This window comes from Phaeobacter gallaeciensis (assembly GCF_001678945.1).
Taxonomy (GTDB): domain Bacteria; phylum Pseudomonadota; class Alphaproteobacteria; order Rhodobacterales; family Rhodobacteraceae; genus Phycobacter; species Phycobacter gallaeciensis_A.
Map to the genome: position 1 here is coordinate 3823740 of NZ_CP015124.1, position 22480 is coordinate 3846219.

Annotated in this window: 18 protein-coding genes; 10 read left to right on the top strand and 8 right to left on the bottom strand. The window is 62.4% G+C overall.

Features of this window, described 5'->3' with window-relative positions; all coding sequences use genetic code 11:
* Nucleotides 1-75 precede the first annotated feature (75 nt).
* The 3 genes from prfA (at nt 76) to JL2886_RS18105 (ending at nt 2889) form a co-directional block, all read left to right on the top strand.
* Nucleotides 76-1131: a peptide chain release factor 1 gene (gene prfA, locus JL2886_RS18095; RefSeq protein WP_065273272.1), complete on the top strand. Its 1056-nt coding sequence runs from the start codon at nt 76-78 to the stop codon at nt 1129-1131.
* Between the two features lie 34 nt (nt 1132-1165).
* Nucleotides 1166-1981 (top strand): peptide chain release factor N(5)-glutamine methyltransferase, encoded by an 816-nt coding sequence (gene prmC, locus JL2886_RS18100; protein WP_082996180.1) that lies wholly within the window; start codon nt 1166-1168, stop codon nt 1979-1981.
* Between the two features lie 221 nt (nt 1982-2202).
* The gene (locus JL2886_RS18105) at nt 2203-2889 is read left to right on the top strand and encodes a DUF4167 domain-containing protein (RefSeq protein WP_065273274.1); all 687 of its coding nucleotides are present in this window, start codon (nt 2203-2205) and stop codon (nt 2887-2889) included.
* Between the two features lie 177 nt (nt 2890-3066).
* Here JL2886_RS18105 and rsmA read toward each other — a convergent pair whose 3' ends face one another.
* The 6 genes from rsmA to lptF form a co-directional block, all read right to left on the bottom strand.
* Nucleotides 3067-3912 (bottom strand): 16S rRNA (adenine(1518)-N(6)/adenine(1519)-N(6))-dimethyltransferase RsmA, encoded by an 846-nt coding sequence (gene rsmA / locus JL2886_RS18110; RefSeq protein ID WP_065273275.1) that lies wholly within the window; start codon nt 3910-3912, stop codon nt 3067-3069.
* 70 nt (nt 3913-3982) lie between these two features.
* Complete coding sequence (gene pdxA / locus JL2886_RS18115) at nt 3983-4960, bottom strand: 4-hydroxythreonine-4-phosphate dehydrogenase PdxA (RefSeq protein ID WP_065273276.1); 978 nt, start codon at nt 4958-4960, stop codon at nt 3983-3985.
* Nucleotides 4957-6225, bottom strand: coding sequence for a peptidylprolyl isomerase (locus JL2886_RS18120; RefSeq protein WP_065273277.1), 1269 nt, complete (start codon nt 6223-6225; stop codon nt 4957-4959). Before JL2886_RS18120 ends, pdxA begins: the two co-directional genes overlap by 4 nt.
* Nucleotides 6210-8372, bottom strand: a complete 2163-nt coding sequence (locus JL2886_RS18125; RefSeq protein WP_065273278.1) for an LPS-assembly protein LptD — start codon at nt 8370-8372, stop codon at nt 6210-6212. The genes JL2886_RS18120 and JL2886_RS18125 overlap by 16 nt, the downstream gene beginning before the upstream one ends.
* Nucleotide 8373: 1 nt before the next feature.
* Nucleotides 8374-9507 (bottom strand): LPS export ABC transporter permease LptG, encoded by a 1134-nt coding sequence (gene lptG / locus JL2886_RS18130; protein ID WP_065273279.1) that lies wholly within the window; start codon nt 9505-9507, stop codon nt 8374-8376.
* Nucleotides 9504-10643 carry an LPS export ABC transporter permease LptF gene (gene lptF, locus JL2886_RS18135; RefSeq protein ID WP_065273811.1) on the bottom strand — a complete coding sequence of 380 codons (1140 nt, stop codon included), beginning with the start codon at nt 10641-10643 and terminating at the stop codon, nt 9504-9506. Before lptF ends, lptG begins: the two co-directional genes overlap by 4 nt.
* A 195-nt stretch (nt 10644-10838) precedes the next feature.
* Between lptF and JL2886_RS18140 the strand changes: the two genes are divergently transcribed.
* Entirely contained in the window at nt 10839-12314 is a 1476-nt protein-coding gene (locus JL2886_RS18140; protein WP_065273280.1) for a leucyl aminopeptidase, read from the top strand.
* Between the two features lie 7 nt (nt 12315-12321).
* Nucleotides 12322-12780 carry a DNA polymerase III subunit chi gene (locus JL2886_RS18145; protein WP_065273281.1) on the top strand — a complete coding sequence of 153 codons (459 nt, stop codon included), beginning with the start codon at nt 12322-12324 and terminating at the stop codon, nt 12778-12780.
* 25 nt (nt 12781-12805) lie between these two features.
* On the opposite strand, the gene JL2886_RS18150 is transcribed toward JL2886_RS18145, so the two are convergent.
* Nucleotides 12806-14890 carry a putative bifunctional diguanylate cyclase/phosphodiesterase gene (locus JL2886_RS18150; protein ID WP_133245345.1) on the bottom strand — a complete coding sequence of 695 codons (2085 nt, stop codon included), beginning with the start codon at nt 14888-14890 and terminating at the stop codon, nt 12806-12808.
* A gap of 273 nt (nt 14891-15163) precedes the next feature.
* Nucleotides 15164-17437, bottom strand: coding sequence for an NADP-dependent malic enzyme (locus JL2886_RS18155; protein WP_065273283.1), 2274 nt, complete (start codon nt 17435-17437; stop codon nt 15164-15166).
* 161 nt (nt 17438-17598) lie between these two features.
* Here JL2886_RS18155 and JL2886_RS18160 point away from each other — a divergent pair, with 161 nt between their 5' ends.
* From JL2886_RS18160 to upp, 5 genes are all read left to right on the top strand, one after another.
* Nucleotides 17599-18702, top strand: a complete 1104-nt coding sequence (locus tag JL2886_RS18160; RefSeq protein WP_065273284.1) for a cupin domain-containing protein — start codon at nt 17599-17601, stop codon at nt 18700-18702.
* Nucleotides 18699-19091 carry a cytidine deaminase gene (locus JL2886_RS18165; protein WP_065273285.1) on the top strand — a complete coding sequence of 131 codons (393 nt, stop codon included), beginning with the start codon at nt 18699-18701 and terminating at the stop codon, nt 19089-19091. Before JL2886_RS18160 ends, JL2886_RS18165 begins: the two co-directional genes overlap by 4 nt.
* 6 nt (nt 19092-19097) lie before the next feature.
* Nucleotides 19098-20402 carry a thymidine phosphorylase gene (locus JL2886_RS18170; RefSeq protein WP_065273286.1) on the top strand — a complete coding sequence of 435 codons (1305 nt, stop codon included), beginning with the start codon at nt 19098-19100 and terminating at the stop codon, nt 20400-20402.
* Nucleotides 20402-21637, top strand: a complete 1236-nt coding sequence (locus tag JL2886_RS18175) for a phosphopentomutase (RefSeq protein WP_065273287.1) — start codon at nt 20402-20404, stop codon at nt 21635-21637. The genes JL2886_RS18170 and JL2886_RS18175 overlap by 1 nt, the downstream gene beginning before the upstream one ends.
* 79 nt (nt 21638-21716) lie before the next feature.
* A complete protein-coding gene (gene upp, locus JL2886_RS18180; RefSeq protein ID WP_065273288.1) occupies nt 21717-22349 on the top strand; it encodes a uracil phosphoribosyltransferase in 633 nt (210 codons plus the stop codon).
* Nucleotides 22350-22480 lie beyond the last annotated feature (131 nt).

Consider the following 22480-nt stretch of genomic DNA (forward strand, 5'->3'; position numbering starts at 1 on the left):
TCACAGGGCGCGGCCCGCGCCAAAGCGCCCCGGCGGCCCATGGCCCGTATGACAAGAACAAAATAGGCGTTCCCGATGGTACCCGAAGATCGGCTGGAGCAGATCCTGCAACGGTTTCAATACCTTGAAGCGGCGATGGCAGATGGTGCCAGCGGCGGCGATATTGCGACCCTGGCCAAGGAATATTCCGATCTGAAGCCGGTGGTTGAGCAGGTGCAGGCCTATCGCAAACTGGTGGCGGATCTGGCCGAGGCCGAAGCCATGCTGGCCGATCCCGATATGAAGGAACTGGCCGAAGAGGAAATCCCGGCGCTGAAGGCGGCGCTGCCCGAAGCGGAACATCAGCTGCAGCTGTCGCTGCTTCCCAAGGACAAGGCTGACGCGCGGCCCGCGATCCTGGAAATCCGTCCCGGCACCGGCGGCGACGAGGCGGCGCTTTTTGCGGGGGATCTGCTCCGCATGTATCAGCGCTATGCCGAGGCGCGCGGCTGGAAGTTCGAGATCCTGGAAGAACAGGCCACCGAACTGGGGGGCATCAAGGAAGTCGTGGCCCATATAAAGGGTGAGAATGTCTTTGCCCGGCTGAAGTATGAATCCGGCGTGCACCGGGTGCAACGGGTTCCCGTCACCGAATCCGGAGGTCGTATTCACACTTCGGCGGCCACCGTCGCGGTCCTGCCCGAAGCCGAGGACGTCGACATCAAAATTGATGCGAACGATCTGCGTATCGACACCATGCGGTCATCCGGCGCGGGGGGGCAGCACGTCAACACCACGGATTCTGCGGTGCGGATCACCCACTTGCCGACCGGCACGGTTGTCACCAGCTCGGAAAAATCCCAGCACCGCAACCGCGAGATTGCCATGCAGGTGCTGCGCACGCGGCTTTATGATCTGGAGCGCCAGCGCATCGACAGCGAACGTTCGGAAAGCCGCGCCAGCCAGGTCGGCTCGGGCGATCGCTCGGAGCGGATACGGACCTATAATTTCCCGCAGGGGCGGATGTCGGATCACCGGATCAACCTGACGCTCTATAAGCTGGATCAGATCATGCAGGGCGATCTGGATGAGATCATCGACGCGCTGACGGCGGATGATCAGGCGCGTCTTCTGGCCGAACTGGGGCAGTGACGTGACGCATTCGGGAAATACCGCAGCGCAGGCCATGGCTGCCGCAGCATCGCGGCTGCGGGCGGCCGGCGTGCCTGATCCTGCACGCGATGCACGGGTTCTTTTGGCGCATGCCGCGCGAATCGAAGCGAGTCGTGTTACACTGATAGCACCGGAAGAGTTGTCTTCTGAGATCGCCGACCGGTATGAGCAACTTGTGGCCCTGCGCGCCGTGCGCGTTCCTGTGTCGCATCTAATCGGCGAGCGGGAGTTCTACGGTCGCCGTTTCAAGGTCTCGGGCGAGGTTCTGGACCCGCGCCCGGAAACCGAAACCCTGATCGAAGCCGCGCTGTCGTGCCCCTTCAAACGGATACTGGATCTGGGCACCGGGTCGGGCTGCATTCTGGTGACGCTGCTCGCCGAACAGCAGGATGCCTCTGGGCTTGGCGTCGATCTCAGCGAGGCGGCCTGCCTGCAGGCCAGCGCCAATGCGGTGCTGCACCGGGTGGCGGAGCGCGCCGATATCCGCCAGTCGGATTGGTTGCAAAACGTGAGCGGGACATTCGATCTGATCGTTTCCAACCCGCCCTATATCGCCCGGTCTGAAATGGAGGCGTTGGACCCCGAGGTTCTGGACCATGAACCGCAGATGGCCTTGACCGATGGCGGCGATGGTCTGGGCGCCTATCGCAGTATTCTGGCCGGTGTCATGCAGCATCTTGTGCCGGGGGGGCGGCTGCTGGTCGAAATCGGCCCAAGTCAGGGCGCGGATGTCGCGGATCTGTTCCGCGCGGCAGGGTTGGAGGCGGTTCAGGTTCTTCCCGATCTTGATGGACGGGACCGGGTTGTTTGCGGGAATGCGCCTGCCTAGGCCGGATCGAATGGGAAAATTCGCACTTTAGAAAGAAAAAAGGTCGAAAAAGAAGCTGTGCCTCTTGTATGGGGGCGCTTAAAGTGGTTACTCAAACTGTCGCACAAAGGTGAGGGCGTTTTTCCTCCCGGCGACATCAAGCCCAAAAATGTCGATGACCCGGCGCTGAGGCGCGCTCGATTGGGTCTACGACGCTTACAATCAAGGCTGACGTTAGGCATATGAGATCGTCAAAATCACGTTCGCGTTCCAAGTCGAACCGAAATCGCCCTGCAAATGGCGCCAATGTTGTCAATCGTGTCTTTGACAGCTCTGGTCCCGAGGGCAAGGTGCGCGGAACTCCGCAGCAGATCATAGACAAGTACAACCAGCTGGCTCGCGATGCGCAGCTGAGCAATGACCGCGTTGCGGCTGAAAACTTTCAGCAGCATGCCGAGCATTACCTGCGCCTTCTGAACGAAGCGCAGCGGGAAATCGACGCGCGCCGTGAAGAGCAGGAGCGGCAGAACCGCGAACGCCAGGCCGAACGTGATCGCGAACGCGCCGAGCGGATGGAGCGTCAGGAACGCGAAGCGGCTCAGGCTAAACCCGCAGCTGATCCCGCCGATGCGCCGCAGCCCGAAGTGATCGACCCGCGCGAAGCTGGCGGTCAGGATCAGGACAGCGGTCTGGTTGAGACACCGGAAAGCGCGAGTTCCGAGGCCGCGCCGAAGAAATCTGCGCCGCGCAAACCCCGCGCGCCGCGCAAGCCCGCCGCCAAGAAGGCGCCCGAAGGGGCACAAGGCGAGGTCGTAGAACCGGCCGTAGCTGAAGGCAAAGAGGATGAGGCCAAGAAACCGGCCAAGAAGCCCACGCGCAGCCGCTCCAAGCCCAAACCGTCAGAAGACACTCCGGAAGCCGCTGAGTAAGGGCTGCAATGGGATTGGGGCAGATGTGTCCCGTTCCTGCGTCCACCCTGTGGTTCAGGTCTTTTGCGAACGAAATAGAGAACCCCGGTCGCCGATGGCGGGCCGGGGTTTTTCTTTTGCTCTGGGCTACAGGTTTGGAGCACCGTCAAATGAGGGCGTTGCCGCAGGGGCGGCGTTTTACGCGACTGGCTTCAGGCTGCGGGCCAGCGCGCAGAAGGCTTCCAGGCTCACTTGCTCGGCGCGTTCTGTTGGGGGGATGCCCGCTGCCTCCAGGTGCGCTTCGATATCCGGGGACACCCCTTTAAGGCTTGCACGCAGCATTTTTCGGCGCTGGTTGAAGGCCGCAGCCACAACACGCGACAGGGTCGCCGCATCCGCCGGGTAGCGCGGTTCGGGTAGCGCCTCCAGATGTACCACGGCGCTGCTCACCTTCGGCGGCGGGGTAAAGGCACCCGGCGGCAGCGACAGTACGATCTGCGCCTTGGCACGCCATTGCGCCAGAATGGCGAGCCGCCCATAGGCCTTGGAGCCGGGCTGCGCCACGATGCGTTCGGCCACCTCGCGCTGGAACATCAACGTCAGGCTTTGCCAGAACGGCGGCCAGTCTTTTGGCGTCAGCCAGCGCACCAGCAATTCGGTACCGACGTTGTAGGGCAGGTTGGCTACCACCCGCACCGGCGGCGTCAGGTATTGCAGCGGGTCAATCTCAAGCGCGTCGCCATTGATCACCTGCAAACGGTCGGGATAGGCGTCTGCGATCTTCTCCAGCACCGGCAGGCAGCGGCTGTCCTTTTCCACCGCCAGCACCCGGCGCGCGCCCTCGGCCAGCAGGCCACGGGTCAGGCCACCGGGACCGGGCCCGATCTCAAGCACATCACAACCAGTAAGGTCGCCGGCCTGGCGGGCGATCTTTGCTGTCAGGTTGAGATCCAGCAGAAAGTTCTGGCCCAGCGATTTACGGGCGGACAGCTGATGCGTCGCGATGACCTCGCGCAGGGGGGGGAGGGTGTCGATCTGGCTCATGCCCTTCCTATGCGGCGAAATACCGGGTCAAGGCAAGGGGCAGCAGGCGCAAAGGCTGGCGGGAGCAGGCTCAGCCAGAGGTCGCCAAGGCCATGCGCTGCGCCATTTTCAACGCTTCGATCATGCTCGACGGGTTCGCCTGACCGGTCCCTGCGATATCAAAGGCGGTGCCATGATCCGGAGAGGTGCGGATGAAGGGCAAGCCAAGGGTGACGTTGACGCCGCGGTCGAAATCCAGCGTCTTGATCGGGATCAGCGCCTGATCGTGATACATGCAGACCGCCGCATCATAGCGGGCGCGGGCGGTCGCATGAAACATCGTATCGGCCGGATGCGGCCCGGTCAGTGTCATGTCCGGCGATTGCAGCTCGGCGATCAGCGGCGCGATCCACTCCAGCTCCTCGCGGCCCATGGCGCCGCCTTCACCTGCATGCGGGTTGAGCCCGGCAACAGCGATGCGCGGCTTGGAAATGCCGAACTGACGCCGCAGGCCCTCGGCGGTGATGGCGATGGTTTCGCGCAGCAGATCCGGCGTCAGGGCGCGGGGGACCTCAGAGAGGGCAATATGGATGGTTGTCGGCACCACCCTCAGCTGGTCGCTGGCGAGCATCATCACCACCCTGTCGCGCCCTACCAAATGGGCCAGGAATTCGGTGTGGCCGGGATAGGCAAAGCTCGCGCCGTCGATCAGCGCCTTCTTGTGAATGGGGGCGGTGCAGACGGCCGAGGCCTCGCCTGCGCGCACCAGCGATATGGCGGTTTCGATTGCGGCGATCACACCGGATGCATTGCGTGGGTCCGGTGTTCCGGTATTGGCGTCCCCGGCGAAGGGCACCTTCAGCACCGGCAGCGCCTGCGGGCAGATCGCTGCGGCATCCTGCGGCTGCGCAACCTCCTGATAAGGCGTGCCTGCAGGAAGGTGGCGCGGATCGCCGAGCCACAGCATAGGACAGCTGGTCCGCAGCTCAGCCCAGGCCTTGGCCGCGATTTCAGGGCCGATACCGGCCGGTTCGCCGCAGCTGATCGCGACGGGGCGCGTATGGGTCATTTTTCTTTGATCTGGGCGTCGGCGCGCAGCTGTTCCAGATAGCTTTCGGACAGGGAATCAACCCGCTGCGCGGTCAGGGCATTGGCGACGGTTTCGCGGCTTTCACCTTCGCCGAGTTCGGCGGTGCGTCCGCACAAGCGCAGCAGAACCAAGGTGTTGCCGTTGTTGCGCGTCACTGCGGTCGAGGTTTCGCCGGGATCGAGTTTCGCAAGCTCGATCGCGATGTCGCGGTCAATCTCTGCCGGGGGCAGGCTGACACGATCCAGAACCGAAGGATCCTGACCCTTTGCCACCCCATAAAGATCGTCGCAGGTATCTGTCTGGGAGATGATGCTTTGCGCCTTGGCCAATGTCTCGGCACTGCGCCCTCCGGGCAGGTAATAGGCGGCGTAATCGATCGCGGCATAGCGTTGCGCACGTCCTGTGACCTCGCGCAGATCGCGCATCTGGAACAGGGCAACCGCGCCTTGCAACGGCAGCGGGTCGGTCACCTCGCCGGGGCTGAGGGCCAGCACGACCTCTTGCAGCTGGGGCGGCAGTTTGGTGATCGGCATCCAGTTCAGCTGGCCACCACGTTCGCGGCTTTGGGCAGCGGAATACTGGCTGGCGGCGGCGGAAAAGGAATCATAGCTGCGCAATTGCGAGACCTGACGCGCCAGATCCTCGACCTGTGCGGCGTTTTGTTCGTTGATCGGCAGGATCAGCTCGGACAGAAGAACCTGAACGCTGCCGGAGCCAGCCTGACCCATGGCGCGGTCGATCTCTGCCTCGGTCGGGCGGGCGCGTGACAAGAAGCGGGCACCGACCAGATCACGCCAGCCCAGCCCGACGCGGGAGAAATCGCGCACGGTTTCCGGATCGACGCCGCTTTCCTGCAGCGCCGACAGGAATTCGTTCAGCGACAGGTTGGCGCGCCCGGCCAGTTCAGTCATGCCTGCGGTGATCTCTTCTTCGCTGGGCTCAATGCCAGCCTCAGCCATGGCCGCCAGTTTCAGGCGGTCATTGATCAGCTCCTTGCGGGCCGCCTTCATCAGGTCGCCCGGAACCCGCAGCACCCCCATGAAACGGGCGCGCTGTTCGAGTTCGTAATATGTAATGACCGAGTCATCGACCGTGATGGCAGGCGAGAACAACCCCTGCGCGGCGCCAGGCACCGGCGTCAGAAGAACGGCGCAGAGCGTCAGGGCCGTGGCCGACTTGGCCGCAAACCGCAGGCCGCGATGGATCAGGGAGGCCGGAGTCCGGAGGGTCAGGTATTGCTGCATGATCGCCTGTACTTTTTGTTGCCGCTGTTCACGGAGAACCCGTTCAACGCGATGGTAAACCCAAAATCGGTCGAAGGCTCAACACTTGTTGTAGATGTATAACGCCGGTTGAGCGAAACGTCGACGGTGACGCATTCATTGCTGTAGGCAAGGCCGATACCAGCCCGCGTGGCCTGTGCATCAGAGATGTCATAGCGCAGGTTGGCGCTGGCGCGCCAGGCCGGTGAAATCTCGTAGGAGCCGTCGAACCACATTTCCGAGGTCTCTTCGCTGCGCCCTTCGGCCGGGTCGGTGCCAAGCCAGAGGTAGGTGCCTGACAACGACCCCTTTTCGTGGCGCCAATCGCCGCGGAATTCCGCCTTGGAAAAGTTCAGCGACCCGTTCAGCAGGCCGCGCGTGGTTAGCGACAGATCCTGGCTCAGCTTCAGCTGCCCTGCCATCAGGATATCTGAGGTGGTGCCGCCGAGGCCCGAGCTCTTGGTGAAGCGGGTGTCCGCATCCTGCCGAAAGATTTGTCCGACGGTGGCAAAGGCTTGCCATCCATTGACCGCGTAATGCGCCCAGTTGACCCCGTAGACCAGGGTCAGCCCGTCTTCGCGCGCATCGACAGCGGGGAAGCGAGACAGGGCCAGAAGATTGCCTTGATCGAATTCGACAAAGCCGCTTTCGTCGCCGGGCACCGCATCGCCGGTGACATCGCTCCAGCCCAGCTGGACGATGGGCTCCAGATAGCTGCGGTTGCCGGTGGCGCTGACCTTGCTCATCGGCAGGCGCAGGGTCAGGGCGCTGCGCGGCGTCAGCCGGGTTGCGGTGTTGTCAAACTTGGCGTCGTTGTAGATCGAAAACGCATCTGTCGCAGCGCCGGCCTGCCACTCGGCCACCAGGCCGCTCGCGAAATGCCATTGACGGCGCCAGTCGATATCGGCGGTCACACGGGCAATGTCCCGGCCCAGCGGCAAGGCGCCGGTACTGGTCTGATCCGACTGTCGACGGTGGCCATGGGCCTCCAGCGTCAGGCGCATTTCGCCACCGATATTCTGCGGGAAATAGCGGCGCTGGAAGGTGAGATCGGCGACGGCCGAGGGGATGAACTCCTGCTGTTCGCTGTCGCGCAGCGTCTTGTAGTGATAAAGACCAGCCCTAAACATCATGTCACGTTGCGCCTTGGTTAGCGTCAGATCCGAGCGGAGCCGGTCAAGATCGTCGAGGCCGTAGTCGGCAAGATAGGCGTCGTCCGAGACGGTTTTTACATCGAACCCCAGGCGGACATCATGGGGCAGATCGAAACTGCCGGTCCCGAAGAAATAGCCGCGACTGTCGCCGGGTTGCAGGTCATCGCGGGTATGGGCGCCCTCGAATGTAATCGTGCCGGTACGGAACGCCTGCCTGTAGCGTGCCTCCAGCGTGCGGGTCTTGCGCGAGACATAGGGCGACAGCGTCAGGTCCCGGTGGTCACCAAGCCGGAAGAAATACGGCACTTTGACCCCGGAGCCGAGGTTCGAGGTTGTGCGCAAAGAGGGGATCAGGAAACCGGTGGCTCGCTTCAGCGTCGGATCGGGCAGGCGGATTCCTGGGAAATAGAACACCGGCACATCCAGAACCCTCAGCTGGGCGTTCTCGAAATAAAGCTGGCGTTCGAGCTGGTCATGGGTCACGCGTTCAGCCCGGATCTGCCAGAGCGGCGGGCTTCCGTCCTCGCAGACGTGACACGAAGTGACGGCGGTCTTGTACAGTTGCGTATAGCGCCCGCTGACTCGCGTCATTTGCAGCGAGGCCAGCTGCAATTGCTGTTGGAACACCATGCGCGCACTGCTCAGAAGACCATTCCGCAGGTCCCGGTCCATTTCGGCAGCATTGGCAAGAATGACGATCTCGCCGCCCTGGTCAATCCGGATCGGCCCCTCGATTTCCAGCGTGCCGCTGCTTTGGTCATAGGTGATCTTTTGTGCCTTGAGGCGGACGTCACCCTGAAAGGCCTCGACATGGCCGCTGGCAACCAGCGTCCGGTCTGGGGCGATGAATACCCGGTCTGCAACCAGCATTGCAGGCTGTCGCGGCGCGTCAGCGGCATTGGTGTCCTGCGCTTGCACGGGGACGGTCAGGCCCAGCCACGGCAGCAGCACGGAAAGCAAAAGGGTGCGGCGCATATTAACCGTCCTCGGCATGCAAAAGCAGGCCCATAGTCAGCAGAATCGCGGCGACCGGTGGAGCCCAGGCGGCCAAGGCCACCGGGATCTGGCCGTTCTCGCCAAGAACCTGCGCAAAGTTTCGTATGAAGTGAAGGCCAAAGCCCAGCAAGACGGCAGTGAGTACCGCCAGACCTGTGCCGCCAAAGCGGGCATGGCGCATGGTAAAGGCCGCACCTACCAGCACCATGGCCACCAGGAACAGCGGCCGGGCCAGTTCGGCCTGATACCAAACCTCGTAGCGTTTGGTGGAGAACCCGGCTTCATCCAGATCGCGGATGGTGGCGGGTAGGTCATAAACCGAGATCCCGTCAGCGGTGCCAAGCGTGTCGCGGATCCGGTCGGTGGTCAGTGTGGTCGGCACCAGTAACACTTCGTGCTCAGCCGAGCTGGTTTCGGGATTCAATCCAGCGGCCAATGGCCAGACCTTGGCCTTGGTCAGCAGCCAGTCGCCGCCCTGCAGCCGGGCGCTTTCGGCGACGATCTGACGGATTGGTGTGCCGCCGGGGGCGTAGTCGAGAATGGTGATGTCGAACAGTTTGATACTGTCGGCATCGCCGTTTCCCAGGCTGGAGTCTTGCTGCTCGCCCGCGTAGCCCGACGCGTGAATCACCGATTGCCCCTGCGGGCTACCCTGACGTAGCCACAGCCCCTCGCCGGACAGCGACAGCGCCGAGGGGCCGCCGTTGCGATAGGTTTCCGAAAGGGTTTTGAAACGGTTGGTCGTCGCCGCGACGATGGGGTTCAGGGTGCTGAGGGCCAGAATGCCGATCAGCGCGGCTACCAGAACCGGCGCGGCCAGCGCCCGAATGCCAGAGCGACCGATGGCTCTGGTCACCACCAGCTCACTGCTGCGCGCGAGCCCAACGAACAGCACGATGGTGCTGAGGATCATGATCAGCGGCAGGAATTCGTCAAAGGCGGCGGGGGCGTTCAACAGTGTCAGACCGATCAACTTACCGGCGCCGAGGTCGAGGCTGTCAAACCGGCGGATCTGCTCGTTGAGGTCGATCAGCACCACCAACGTCATTAGGACGCCAGCGATAACGAGGAACCACTGCGCAAATCTGCGTGCATAATAGAGATCGAGTTTCACGCCAGCTGCTCTCCCGGTTCAGCCCGCCGCCGCCTGCGCAGCAGGCTAGGGTGGCTGGCCAGATGCAGAAACAGCAGCGCAATGGCAAGGCCGCTCAGTGCGGGGAGATAAATCAGCGGCCAAAGATCGGGGTTCTTCAGAACGGGTTCCGAGACGATACCGCGCAGGCCCTCGACCCCGATCAGCAGCGCAAAGGCTATCAGCGCCTGCCGCCAGACCCCAAAGCGCGAAAATGTTCCCAACATCAGCGCGGAAAACCCAATCAGGGCGACCGTGACGCAGACCAGGGCCCGGGCAAACCGCAGATGCAGTTCTTCAGTGAGGGCGCCCTGCGAATAGCCTTCGCTGTCGGTGATCGTCTCTTTTGCGGTCAGAAGCTCAAGGCTGGAAATGGCGCGGATATTGCGGGTCGTTTGACCAATCTTTTGAGTCAGAGAGCTGATATCATAGGAAAAGTCAGAAAAGACGGTGGTCGACATCGTCTGGGGCTTGTGATCCAGCCGCTGCGCCATGCCATCCACCATGATCAGGTGGGCCTTGTCGCCATCGCGCACGAGAAAGGCGCGGGCGCCTGTGTAGGTGACCGATTGCTCCGGATCGCGCCGGTCCGAAAGGAACACGTCGTTGAGAGTGCCGTCAGGGTCGATTTGCCGGATGTAGAAGGTGACGCCCTTGGCTGGGTGCAGGAATTTACCTTCGGTCAGCAGGCGGGCTGTGACATTGCGTGACACCTCCCGTTCGCGCAGCGCAAGCTGGTTGATCGAGGACGGCAACAGGAAATGCGTCAGCACTGACATCATCAGCGCGGTAATGATGCCAAAAGCCAGCGCCGGGCGGGCCATTTGCCAAGGGCTGGTTCCCGTCGCGCGCAGCACCGTCAGCTCGCTTTCATTGTGCAGCCGGTTGGTCACCCAGACCGAGGCGGCAAAGGCGGCGACTGGCAGCACCATGCGGATCAGATTCGGCAGCGTCAGGGCGGTGAATTCCAGGAAGACCAGCGCTGACTGCCCGTCTCCGATCAGCCGGTCGAACAGCACCACGGCCCGGTTCACCCAGAACACAGCTACAAGGATGAGCGCAAAGAAGCCGAAGAACAGCAGGTATTGCGACAGCACATATCTGTCGTAGCGTGACACCTGATCCCCCCAGATCTTGCGGTTGTGATTGCGCCGCAGCTTAAAGGATTTGTCCGGCGGGGAAAACTGCAATCTGCACAGCCGACAGGCAATGATCAAAGCCGGGCGCGGCGTGCAATCCGCAGGGCTGGTCAAGCCGTCAAGCACAGGGTAGCTGTTGCAAAACCATGTAAAAGACCGACAGGAGCCCATGCGATGAGCACTCTGACCCCGATCCGTTTTGATGACTATGATCCCAAGACCCTGGCCGAAATGACTGGCCATGTCGCGGTTCTGGTGACGCCGGAGGGGACAATGGATCAGGCGGCGCGTACCGCCAACCGTCTGGGCAAGGGTGGCATAGCCCGGCTGATCGAATCGGAAGGGTTCAAGAAGGCAAAAACCGGCTCGGTGATCACCATGGCCTGGCCTGCGGGTTTGGCCGCTGAGGCACTGCATGTACTGGTGCTGCCCAAACGCGCCAGCCAGACCGAGGCCCGAAAGGCCGGCGCTGAACTGGCAAAACGCGCAGGCGGCAAGGCGCTTACCGTGATGGCGGGGCCGATGCCTCGGGCGGCAGATCTTGCGTTGGGGCTGGCGCTGCGGGCCTATGAGTTTGATCAGCACAAGACCACTGCCGATGAGGCACCGAAGGGGGAAGTGGTGATCGCGCATAAATCACCGGAAGAGATGGCGACGGCTTTCGCTCCGCTCCTGGCGGTGGCTGAAGGCGTGCATATGACCCGCGATCTAATCAACGAGCCGGCGAACGTGCTGACCACCACCGAGTTCGCGCGCCGGATCGAAGAGCTTTCCGATATCGGTCTTGAGGTCGAGATCCTCGACGAGGCAGCGCTTGCAGAGCTGGGCATGCATTGCCTTCTGTCGGTGGGGCAGGGATCGGACAGCCCGTCCAAGGTCGCCGTCATGCAATGGAAGGGCGGCCCGAGCGATGCCGCGCCGCTGGCGCTGGTGGGCAAGGGGGTTGTGTTTGACACTGGTGGTATCTCGCTGAAACCGGCTGCAGGCATGGAAGACATGACCATGGATATGGGCGGCGCCGGGGTTGTCACCGGTACCATGAAGGCGCTGGCCCTGCGCAAGGCAAAGGCCAATGTGGTGGGTCTGGTTGGTCTGGTCGAGAACATGCCATCGGGCAACGCCACCCGGCCCGGCGATGTGGTGAAGACGATGAAGGGCGATACGGTTGAGGTCATCAATACCGATGCCGAAGGTCGTCTGGTTCTGTGCGACGTGCTCTGGTACGCGCAGGAGCGGTTCAAACCGGCGGGCGTGATCGATCTGGCCACCCTGACGGGTGCGATCATCATCGGTCTTGGCCACGAAAACGCTGGCGTCTTCTCCAATGATGACAGTCTGTGCAACGGTTTCCTGAAATCCGCCGCAGCCGAGGATGAAGGCGCATGGCGTCTGCCTCTGGGGCAAGCCTATGATGATCAGCTGAAATCGCGCATTGCCGATATGAAAAACGTCGGCGGCCGTCCTGCAGGTTCGATCACCGCCGCTCAGTTCCTGCAACGGTTCATTCAGGACGGCATGCCGTGGATCCATCTGGATATCGCGGGCGTCGCCTCGGTTAAGACCGAAACCGCCTATGCACCCAAAGGGGCGACGGGCTGGGGCGTCATGGCGCTGAACCGGCTGGTGCAGGATCGGTTTGAGGCCGAATGACACAGCCATGGGGGCCGCCTATTTCTATCATCTGACGCGCAGGCCACTGCAGGATACGTTGCCGGTGCTGCTGGATAAGGCGCGCGGCGCAGGCTGGCGTATTGCTGTGCGGGGCCAAAGCCCGGATCGCATGGCCTGGCTGGATGAACGCCTGTGGCTGGGGGGCGATGACGCCTTCCTGCCGCACGGGCTGGCGGGCGGTCCGCATGATGCGTTGCAGCCTATCCTGCTGACCACCGAAGCCGAGGCGGCAAACACGCCCAGCTGCGTCATGGCGGTGGATGGGGCAGCGGTTTCACCAGAAGAGGTGCAGGCGCTGGAGCGCGTTTGTATCCTGTTTGATGGTACCGACCCCGAGGCGGTGCAGCATGCCCGTGTGCAGTGGAAAACCCTGACCGATGCAGGCTGTTCGGCGCAATACTGGTCCGAAGAAAGTGGACGCTGGGAAAAGAAGGCCGAGAAGTGATACTTTCCCGCCGGGGCGACAGGATCTAGGAAGCGCGGGACTGTTTGTCCTTGGTCCAGAGCAGGAAGTCGGAGTGCACTGTCACTTCGGCAAAATGGGGCTTGGGTTTACCAAAGAGGTAGCCCTGCAGATAGGTGACGCCGATGGCGTGCAGCAGGCGGGCCTGTTCAACGGTTTCCACCCCTTCGGCCACGGTATGCACACCGAACCGTTCAGCAATCATGACGCTGCCTTCGATGATGGCGCAGCGTTGATCGTCGATCTGCTGAACAAAGGATTTGTCGATCTTAAGCGCCGAAATCGGCATTTCGTGCAAGCGTGACAGCGAGGAATAGCCGGTGCCGAAATCGTCGATGTGTACTTCGATGCCCTTGGCGTGCAGTGAATTTAGAACCGCGATGATCTGGTTTTGATTCCGGGCGTCAAAAATCGTTTCTGTCACCTCAAGGATCAGCGACCGGGCGGACAGGCCGTATTTTTCAAGGTAACCCAGAATGAAGTCTGCGAACCCGGGCACAACCAGCTGCCGCAGCGAGATATTGAGCGCCAGTTTCACATGTGAATCGCGTCCAAGTTCTTCGGTGTAGGTCGAGAGTGCCGTATCCAGCACATATTCGCCGATGCGGACGATCTCGCCGATGTCTTCGGCGATGGGAATAAACTCTTCCGGGCTGACACGGCCAAGGATCGGATTGTCCCAGCGCAGCAGAACCTCGTAGGAATGCAACGAGAAATCATCTGCATGCACGAGCGGTTGAAAGGCCAGGTGCATTTCATTGGCAGGCACCGCGTGTTTCAGGCGCTGGGCAATGATCAGGTGGCGCTCTTTTTCTTCAACCAGCTCTTTGGAGAACAGCAGCGTGTTGCCGCGTCCGGTCCGCTTGATCTCTCCGGCGGCCAGATCCGCAGATCTGATCGCCTCGCTGACGGCGACCGGACGGGGGCGCGAGACGGCGAGACCGGCGCTGAACCCCACGGTGACCTCCTGGCTGGAGAAGATGATGGGCTTTTCGATAATGGCGCGCAGTTGTTCGGTGAATTCATAGCCGATGTCGATGCAGCGCTCTTCAGGCACGGCAACCAATCCTACGAATTCGTCTCCGCCCCAACGACAGAAGGCCGCGTGTTCCGGCGCGGCGTCAGCCAGACGTTCGCCGATTTCTGCAAGGGCGCAGTCCCCGGTGGCATGGCCCATGCCGTCGTTGATCTGCTTGAACCGGTCCAGATCGATGAAGATCACCACAAAGGCATATCCGTCAGGGATATTGGGCTGCTGATCCTCCACCCATTGAATGATGCCACGGCGATTATACAGCTGGGTCAAGCTGTCATGTTCGGCCAGCCGTTTCAGGTCTCGGGTGCGTTTCTTGACCCGGTCTTCCAGCGTTGCATTGAGTTCGGTCAGGGCTTCCTGCTGGACGCGCAGGTCCTGCACCAGTTCGTGATTGCGCAGTTGCAGGCGGATCGAATGGCGTAGGATATTGTAGTTGCGTTGGTGTGTGACCAACATGACGGCCATGAAGACGGCAACCAAAGTGGCGAGAGCGAATTCCGGCACAGGCTGCAGGCACAGTTCAGCGATGATCAGCGTCAGCAGGGTGGCGATATAGATACGGCCCGTGTTTGCCATCGGCGCGAGCACCCCGGTCGCCCCGGAGGCCATGGCAGAGACCACGATGACGGTGAAATACTTCAGGTCCTGATTGCCGCTTTGCAGGGCAGCATGCAGCAGGCCCCCCCAGATCAGACTGCCAAGAAATGTGCCGAGGAAATAACGCCGACTGGCACCGACTGCCAGAGATGAGTCAGGATCGGTTTCCTGCGACAGGTGCCTTTCGTCCCGCGCTGCCAGGATCGTCCGGCCAATGGACAGCGTCAGCAGACAGGCGGTCAGAGTATCGACCAAGGTGCTGCCTTGCCCCGTGTACTGGAACTGGGCGTAGACGCCCAGGACGCAGGCGACGTTCACGAAGAGATTGGACAGATGGTTGCGATAGGCGTGCTTAAGGAGGCTCAGCCCGATCCGCTGTTCCTGCGCTTGACAGTCCCTTTCGGCTCCGGCGGCTCCACCGTCTCCTTCTGGGCTATGTTGCGGAAACTGTTCCGTCACCTCGTCCAACCTTCGCACTGCGCCTTGGCAGACCCTGCCTTGCGCCGGACAATTCCGGACCTGTTACGTCCTGAACCGCCTCCTGTGACCAGCCCGCGTCAATACCGCTTGGCACGGGCCATACCAATGTCTTGCTAAGTGTCGGGGGTTACTTTTGTGTTTATATTCAGCAATTCATATGCGGGGCAGAGCGCAGGCTCCGCATCTGACGTGACGGCACTGGCGCGCCGCTCACCGGGGGGGCGGCGCGCAAGCGCGCTAAATTGGTCGCTATCAGCCGTAGTGGGCGACGGGCGTACCCGCAATTGCCGCCATGTTCAAAAGCCCCCGTGCGGTGATCGACGGGCTGACGATATGGGCGCGGTTGCCCATGCCCATCAGGATGGGGCCGACCTCCAGCCCGTCCGAGCGCATTTTCAGGATGTTGCGCACGCCACTGGCAGCATCCGCATGGGCAAAGACCAGCACATTGGCCGCGCCTTCCAGCCGGGAATTGGGGAAGATCCGCCCGCGCAACTCAGGATCCAACGCGGTGTCGATGTTCATTTCGCCTTCGTAGATGAAATCGCGTGGCTTATCGTCCAGAATGTCTATGGCGTCGCGCAGCCGGGCACCGGTGTCGCAATCGATATTGCCGAACTGAGATTGCGAGCACAGGGCAATTTTGGGCTCGAGACCAAAGCGGCGTACGTGGCGCGCTGCGCCCATCACGGTCTGGGCGATCTGCTCGGGGGTGGGTTCGATCCGCACCTGGGTGTCGGCGATGAACAGCGGGCCGTCCTCAAGGATCATCATCGACAGCGCGCCATGCGGTGCATAGGTGCCGCCGCCCAGAACCTGGGTCACATAGTTAAGGTGCCAGCGGTATTCGCCAAAGGTGCCGCAGATCAGGCTGTCCGCCTCGCCGCGGTGCACCATGATGGCGCCGATGGCCGTGGTATTGGTGCGCATGATCGCCTTGGCCAGATCCGGGGTCACGCCCTTGCGCTGCATCAGCTTGTGATAGCTGTTCCAGTAATCGTAATAGCGCGGATCGTTCTCCGGGTTGACGATCTGGAAATCGCTGCCGGGTCGGATGCGCAGGCCCATCTTCTCGCAGCGTGCCTCGATCACATCGGGGCGGCCGATCAGGATCGGGGTTTCGGTGGTCTCTTCCAGCACCTCCTGCGCGGCGCGCAGCACCCGTTCATCCTCGCCCTCGGCAAAGACGATGCGGCGGGCGGCGGCGCGGGCGGCTTCGAACACCGGTTTCATCAACAGCGCCGATTTGAACACGGTCTGGTTCAGTTGGGCGCGATAGGCGGTCAGATCCGCGATCGGGCGGGTGGCAACGCCGCTTTTCATGGCGGCGCTGGCCACGGCAGAGGAGACAACCCCCACAAGGCGCGGATCAAAGGGTTTCGGGATCAGGTAGTCGGCGCCGAATGTCAGCTGTTCGCCCTGATAGGCCGCCGCCGCCTCGGCCGAGGTGGTCCGGCGCGCCAGTTCCGCGATGCCTTCGACGCAGGCGATCTGCATTTCGTCGTTGATCTCGGTCGCGCCGACGTCCAGCGCGCCGCGGAAGATGAACGGGAAACACAGGACGTTGTTGACCTGATTGGGGAAATCGCTGCGCCCGGTGGCGATGATGGCATCGGGCGCCACTTTGCGGGCCTCATCGGGCATGATTTCCGGCGTCGGGTTGGCAAGGGCAAAGATAATCGGTCGCTTGGCCATCTGGGCGACGTGATCCGGTTTCAGAACATTGGGACCGGAGAGGCCGAGGAACAGATCGGCGCCGTCGATCACATCCTCCAGTGTGCGCAGATCGGTTTTCTGGGCAAAGGCGGCTTTCATCGGGTTCATGTCTTCGGTGCGGCCTTCGTAGACCAGACCATGAAGGTCACAGAGCCAGATGTTTTCCCGTTTGACGCCCAGTTTCATCAGCATGTTGAGGCAGGCAATGCCCGCTGCGCCGCCGCCGGTCGAGACGACCTTGATGTCCTCGAAGGATTTCTTTGCCACATGCAGAGCGTTGCGGGCTGCCGCCCCCACCACGATGGCGGTGCCGTGCTGGTCGTCGTGGAACACCGGAATGCCCATCCGCTCGCGGCAGATCTTCTCGATGATGAAGCAATCGGGCGCCTTGATGTCTTCCAGGTTGATGGCGCCGAATGTCGGTTCCAGCGCGCAGACCAGATCGGCCAGCTTCTCCGGATTGCTTTCGTTCAGCTCCAGGTCGAAACAGTCGATGCCGGCGAAATTCTTGAACAGGACCGCCTTGCCTTCCATCACCGGTTTCGAGGCGAGCGGGCCGATATTGCCCAGCCCCAGAACCGCGGTGCCGTTGGTGACAACCGCCACCAGGTTGCCGCGCGAGGTATAGCGCGCGGCGGTGCCTGCCTCTGCTTTGATCTCAAGGCAGGCCTCGGCGACGCCGGGGGAGTAGGCCCGCGCCAGATCGCGGCCATTGGCCATCGGTTTGGTCGCACGGATCTCCAGCTTACCGGGGCGGGGGAATTCGTGATAGCGCAGCGCGGCGTCGCGCAGGTTCGGGGTATCGGACATGGGGCCCTCCAAAACTGATAGTTTAGCGTTAAACTATATTGCGCCGGAGGGGAACAGGGTTTTCGGGGCGGTCTTGGCGGCGGGCGGATCCTTGCATATTTTATCCAATCGGATCACTCTGCCGGGCAGAACCGCACCAGACCGTCTGAGGGAGAAGAGAGATGGCCGAGACCATCGCAGAAATGCGCCTGCCCACGCAGGAGCTACGCGACGATATTCCGTTTTATACTAAAACCTTGGGAATGAAGCTGGATATGATCTATCCGGCGGACGATCCGCGCATCGGTGTCTTCTCGGGGCATGGCCTGCGGCTGCGTATCGAACGGGGGGCCCCCGAGAGCCCCGGAACCCTGCGCATTCTGACCGAAGACCCCGAGGGATTCGCGGGCGGGGCGCGTAGTCTGACCGCCCCGAACGGCACCAAAATCGAAATCGAAGAGCGTCATCAACCAATTGTGATGCCGGACACGGTGCATTCCTTCGTGGTGCGCAGGCTGAAGGATCAGGCGCCCTGGATCATCGGGCGCGCGGGCATGCATTACCGTGATCTGGTGCCGGACCGCTTGGGCGGCTCGATCATCGCCAGCCACATCCGCATCCCCGATGGCGGGCCAGTGCCGGATATGGTGCATTTCCACCGGGTCGGCTTTCAGCTGATTTTCTGCATCCACGGCTGGGTCGATGTGGTCTATGAGGATCAGGGCGAGAAGATGCGCCTGACGGCGGGCGATTGTTTTATCCAGCCGCCTGAAATCCGTCACCGCGTGCTGGAGGCAAGCGACAACGTGCAGGTGATCGAGATCGGCGTTCCGGCGGAACATGTGACCGAGATCGACCACGAGATGACCCTGCCGACCCCGCATTACCGCCCTGATCGCGAATGGCAGGGCCAGCGGTTTGTCTACAATCAGGCGGCGGGCGCCGACTGGGTTCCTTTCCGTCTGCCGGGTTTTGTCTGCCGCGACACGACCATCAACGACAACACCAAGGGCGTCGCCTCGGTGCAGGTGGTACGCCGCGCGGAGGGCGCAGAGGCGGGCAACAGCCTTTGGGCCAGCCACGACACCGACATCCTCTTTACCTTCGTGATGGAGGGCAGCGTAACCCTGCACGGGGAAGGGCGTGATCCTTATGAGCTGGAAGCAGGCGATGCCTTCGTCATTCCGCCCGGCATGAAAACGCGGCTCAGCGATGGCTCTGCGGATCTGGAATTGCTTGAGGTCAGCCTGCCGGGTACCTTCAACACAAAGCTGGAGGAAGCATGAGACTGAAGGAAGCAGCCATTGCCGTGCGTGAGAACGCGCACGCGCCCTATTCCAACTTCAAGGTCGGGGCCGCCATTCGCGCGGCCTCGGGCACGGTCTACGTGGGCTGCAACGTAGAGAATGTCGCCTATCCCGAAGGCACCTGCGCCGAGGCCGGGGCGATTGCCGCCATGGTGGCAGCGGGCGAGACGCAGCTGGCAGAGGTCTATGTGATCGCCGACAGTCCCGACCCGGTGCCGCCCTGCGGCGGATGCCGTCAGAAACTGGCTGAATTCGGCAGCGGAGAAGTGTCTGTGACCATGGGCACCACCGCAGGGGCCGAGCGGCACGCCACCATTGCCGATCTGTTGCCCGGTGCCTTTGGTGCCGACCATATGGCCGGGGCCTGATCCCCTATGGATGCCCGTGCGATCAATGCTGCCCTGCGCCGGGGAGAGACCCCGGGTGACGCCGATCTGCGCTGGTTTGCCCAAGGGCTTGCCGATGGTACGGTCAGCGATGCCCAGGCCGGGGCCTTTGCCATGGCGGTCTGTCTGCAGGGGCTGAGCACGGATGGCCGCCGCGCGCTGACGCTTGCCATGCGCGACAGCGGTGATGTGCTGAGCTGGGATCTGGATGGGCCAGTGCTGGATAAGCATTCCACTGGCGGTGTCGGCGACTGCGTATCGCTGTTGCTGGCGCCCGCGCTGGCGGAATGCGGTGCCTATGTGCCGATGATCTCGGGGCGGGGCCTGGGCCATACCGGCGGGACACTGGACAAGATGGAGGCCATCCCCGGCGTTACCACCTCAGTGTCCGAGGATCGACTGGACGGTCTGATGCGCGATGTCGGCTGTGCCATCGTCGGGGCAACCGCGCAGATCGCCCCCGCAGATAAACGGCTCTATGCGATCCGCGATGTGACGGCCACGGTCGAAAGCCTGGATCTGATCACCGCCTCGATCCTGTCCAAGAAACTGGCCGCCAGCCCCGATGCGCTGGTGTTGGACGTAAAGACAGGTTCGGGCGCCTTCATGAAATCTGACGAGGAGGCCCGCGCGCTGGCGCGTTCGCTGGTGGACACCGCCAATGCGGCAGGCTGCCCGACCTCGGCGCTGATCACTGATATGAACCAGCCCTTGGCGCCCGCTCTGGGCAATGCGCTAGAGGTGGCTGAGGTGATGCGCGTGCTGACCGGCGATGCCACCGGGCCGCTGGCTGAGATCAGCATCGCACTTGGGGCGGTGCTGCTGGTGCAGGCGGGACTGGAAAAAACTCCGGAAGAGGCCGCCGCGCGCCTGTCGGCGGTATTGACCGATGGCCGGGCCGCCGCCCGGTTCGAAGCCATGGTGGCCGCAATGGGCGGGCCGCAGGGCTTTGCCAGCGACTGGCAGAGTGTTTTGCCTGAAGCCAGCGTCATCCGCGAAGTGACCGCGCCGCAGGCCGGCTATATCTCGGCCATCGACGGTGAGGCGCTGGGCCTTTGCGTGGTCGGCCTTGGCGGCGGGCGCATGGTCGAAAGCGATCTTGTCGATCCTGCTGTCGGCCTGTCGGATTTGTTGCCGCTGGGCGCGCGCGTTGCACGCGGAACGCCGCTGGTGCGCATTCATGCCGCCCGGGAAGAGGCCGCCGACCGCGCCGCGCAGGAGGTTCTGGCGGCGATCACCATCGCAGACGCGGCGCCGGAACTGCCGCCGCTCATTCACGAAAGGATCATCTGATGGCGCGCGCCTTTCTGGTGGTGATGGATTCCGTTGGAATCGGCGGTGCGCCGGATGCGGATCGCTTTTACAACGGCGACCTGCCGGACTTGGGTGCCAATACGCTCGCCCATATCGCGCAGGCCTGCGCCGAGGGCCGCGCCGAGGACGGGCGCAGTGGCCCGCTGCATCTGCCCAATCTGGAGCGGCTGGGACTGGGATCGGCCATGCGGCTGGCATCTGCTGTGCCGTTTCCGGGGTTGACCGCTGAACCTGAGGGGCTGTGGGGCTGCGCCGCTGAAATCAGCCCCGGCAAGGATACGCCTTCGGGCCATTGGGAGCTGGCAGGCCTTCCGGTGCCATGGAACTGGCATTTCTTTCCAGACGAGACACCTGCCTTTCCGGCAGATCTCAGCGCCTTTGTCGCAGAGGCCGCGGGGGCGCCGGGGATCTTGGGCGATTGTCACGCCTCGGGCACCGATATCATTGCCCGTTACGGGGCCGAGCATATGAAGACCGGTGCCCCGATCTGCTATACCTCTGCCGACAGTGTCTTTCAGATCGCTGCGCATGAAGAGAGCTTTGGCCTCAATCGTCTTCTGGACCTGTGCCAAGCGGTGGCGCCGCGCCTGCATGCGATGAAGGTGGGCCGGGTGATCGCGCGCCCGTTTGTAGGCACGCCAGAGAGTGGATTTACCCGCACCACCAACCGGAGGGATTTTGCGATCACGCCCCCGGCCAAGCTGCTGACCAACTGGGTGCAGGACGCCGGGCAGAAGGTCCACGCCATCGGCAAGATCGGCGACATCTTCACTATGAGCGGCATCGACACCCTGAAGAAAGGCCCCGACGCCGAATTGATGCAGCATCTGGCCGAGGCGGTGGAGACGGCAGAGGAAGGCAGCCTGACCTTTGCCAACTTTGTGGAGTTCGACAGTCTTTACGGTCATCGGCGCGATATTTCGGGCTATGCCCGGGCACTGGAATGGTTCGACCATGAAATCGGAAAGATCCTGCCACGGTTGCGGGTCGGGGATATTCTGGTGCTGACCGCAGATCATGGCAATGATCCCAGCTGGCCGGGGACCGACCACACCCGTGAACAGGTGCCGGTTCTGGTGGCCGCGCCGGGCCAGACACCGGGTCAGGCACCGGGCGCCGGATCGCTGGGCGCGCGGGCCTTTGCCGATGTCGGTGTCTCGGTTGCGCAGCATCTGGGCGTGGCCAGCAGCGGCCCGGGGCGCAGCTTTCTGTAGCGGAATGGGCAATCCGGCTTGCCTGCACCGGGCAAGGGCGCATAAGAGAGACCAAATTTATTCGCAGGAGAGTGCCGATATGTCCGAACATCTGACCGTTGTTGATCATCCGCTGGTCCAGCACAAACTGACCCTGATGCGGGACAAGGGCACATCGACTGCCGGGTTCCGGCGTCTGCTGCGCGAGATCACCCAGCTTCTGGCCTATGAGATCACTCGCGAAATGCCGCTGACCACCACCACTATCGACACCCCGATGGAGGAAATGGAAGCGCCGATCTTGGCGGGCAAGAAACTGGCGCTGGTGTCGATCCTGCGGGCGGGCAACGGCATGCTGGATGGCGTGCTGGAACTGATCCCTTCGGCCCGGGTTGGATTTGTGGGTCTCTACCGCGACGAGGAAACCCTGCAGCCGGTGCAATATTACTTCAAGGCGCCCGAAGGTCTGAAGGATCGTCTGGTGATCGCCGTCGATCCGATGCTGGCGACCGGCAACTCCTCGGCAGCGGCCATCGACCTCTTGAAAGAGGCCGGTGCCAACAACATCCGTTTCCTTTGTCTCTTGGCCGCGCCGGAAGGCGTTGCGCGCATGAAAGAGGCGCATCCGGATGTGCCGATCGTCACTGCCTCGCTGGATCGCGAGCTGAACGAAAAAGGCTATATCATGCCCGGTCTTGGCGATGCCGGCGACCGCATGTTCGGCACCAAGTAATTCGTATTTGGTGGCTCTGGGCCCGCTGCCTGCATTGGCAGCGGAGCCGGGGCAACAATTTGCCCGAACGCCGCCAGATTGTGCCCGGCGCCGGGTTTACTAAGATTTGGTTATCAGGCATCGTATGCCCA

What these genes read in the sequence shown, in the direction of transcription:
- prfA (WP_065273272.1), top strand. Translation starts at nt 76, where the DNA reads ATGGTACCCGAAGATCGGCTGGAGCAGATCCTGCAACGGTTTCAATAC.
- prmC (WP_082996180.1), top strand. Translation starts at nt 1,166, where the DNA reads ATGGCTGCCGCAGCATCGCGGCTGCGGGCGGCCGGCGTGCCTGATCCT.
- JL2886_RS18105 (WP_065273274.1), top strand. Translation starts at nt 2,203, where the DNA reads ATGAGATCGTCAAAATCACGTTCGCGTTCCAAGTCGAACCGAAATCGC.
- rsmA (WP_065273275.1), bottom strand. Translation starts at nt 3,912, where the DNA reads ATGAGCCAGATCGACACCCTCCCCCCCCTGCGCGAGGTCATCGCGACG.
- pdxA (WP_065273276.1), bottom strand. Translation starts at nt 4,960, where the DNA reads ATGACCCATACGCGCCCCGTCGCGATCAGCTGCGGCGAACCGGCCGGT.
- JL2886_RS18120 (WP_065273277.1), bottom strand. Translation starts at nt 6,225, where the DNA reads ATGCAGCAATACCTGACCCTCCGGACTCCGGCCTCCCTGATCCATCGC.
- JL2886_RS18125 (WP_065273278.1), bottom strand. Translation starts at nt 8,372, where the DNA reads ATGCGCCGCACCCTTTTGCTTTCCGTGCTGCTGCCGTGGCTGGGCCTG.
- JL2886_RS18140 (WP_065273280.1), top strand. Translation starts at nt 10,839, where the DNA reads ATGAGCACTCTGACCCCGATCCGTTTTGATGACTATGATCCCAAGACC.
- JL2886_RS18145 (WP_065273281.1), top strand. Translation starts at nt 12,322, where the DNA reads ATGGGGGCCGCCTATTTCTATCATCTGACGCGCAGGCCACTGCAGGAT.
- JL2886_RS18155 (WP_065273283.1), bottom strand. Translation starts at nt 17,437, where the DNA reads ATGTCCGATACCCCGAACCTGCGCGACGCCGCGCTGCGCTATCACGAA.
- JL2886_RS18160 (WP_065273284.1), top strand. Translation starts at nt 17,599, where the DNA reads ATGGCCGAGACCATCGCAGAAATGCGCCTGCCCACGCAGGAGCTACGC.
- JL2886_RS18165 (WP_065273285.1), top strand. Translation starts at nt 18,699, where the DNA reads ATGAGACTGAAGGAAGCAGCCATTGCCGTGCGTGAGAACGCGCACGCG.
- JL2886_RS18170 (WP_065273286.1), top strand. Translation starts at nt 19,098, where the DNA reads ATGGATGCCCGTGCGATCAATGCTGCCCTGCGCCGGGGAGAGACCCCG.
- JL2886_RS18175 (WP_065273287.1), top strand. Translation starts at nt 20,402, where the DNA reads ATGGCGCGCGCCTTTCTGGTGGTGATGGATTCCGTTGGAATCGGCGGT.
- upp (WP_065273288.1), top strand. Translation starts at nt 21,717, where the DNA reads ATGTCCGAACATCTGACCGTTGTTGATCATCCGCTGGTCCAGCACAAA.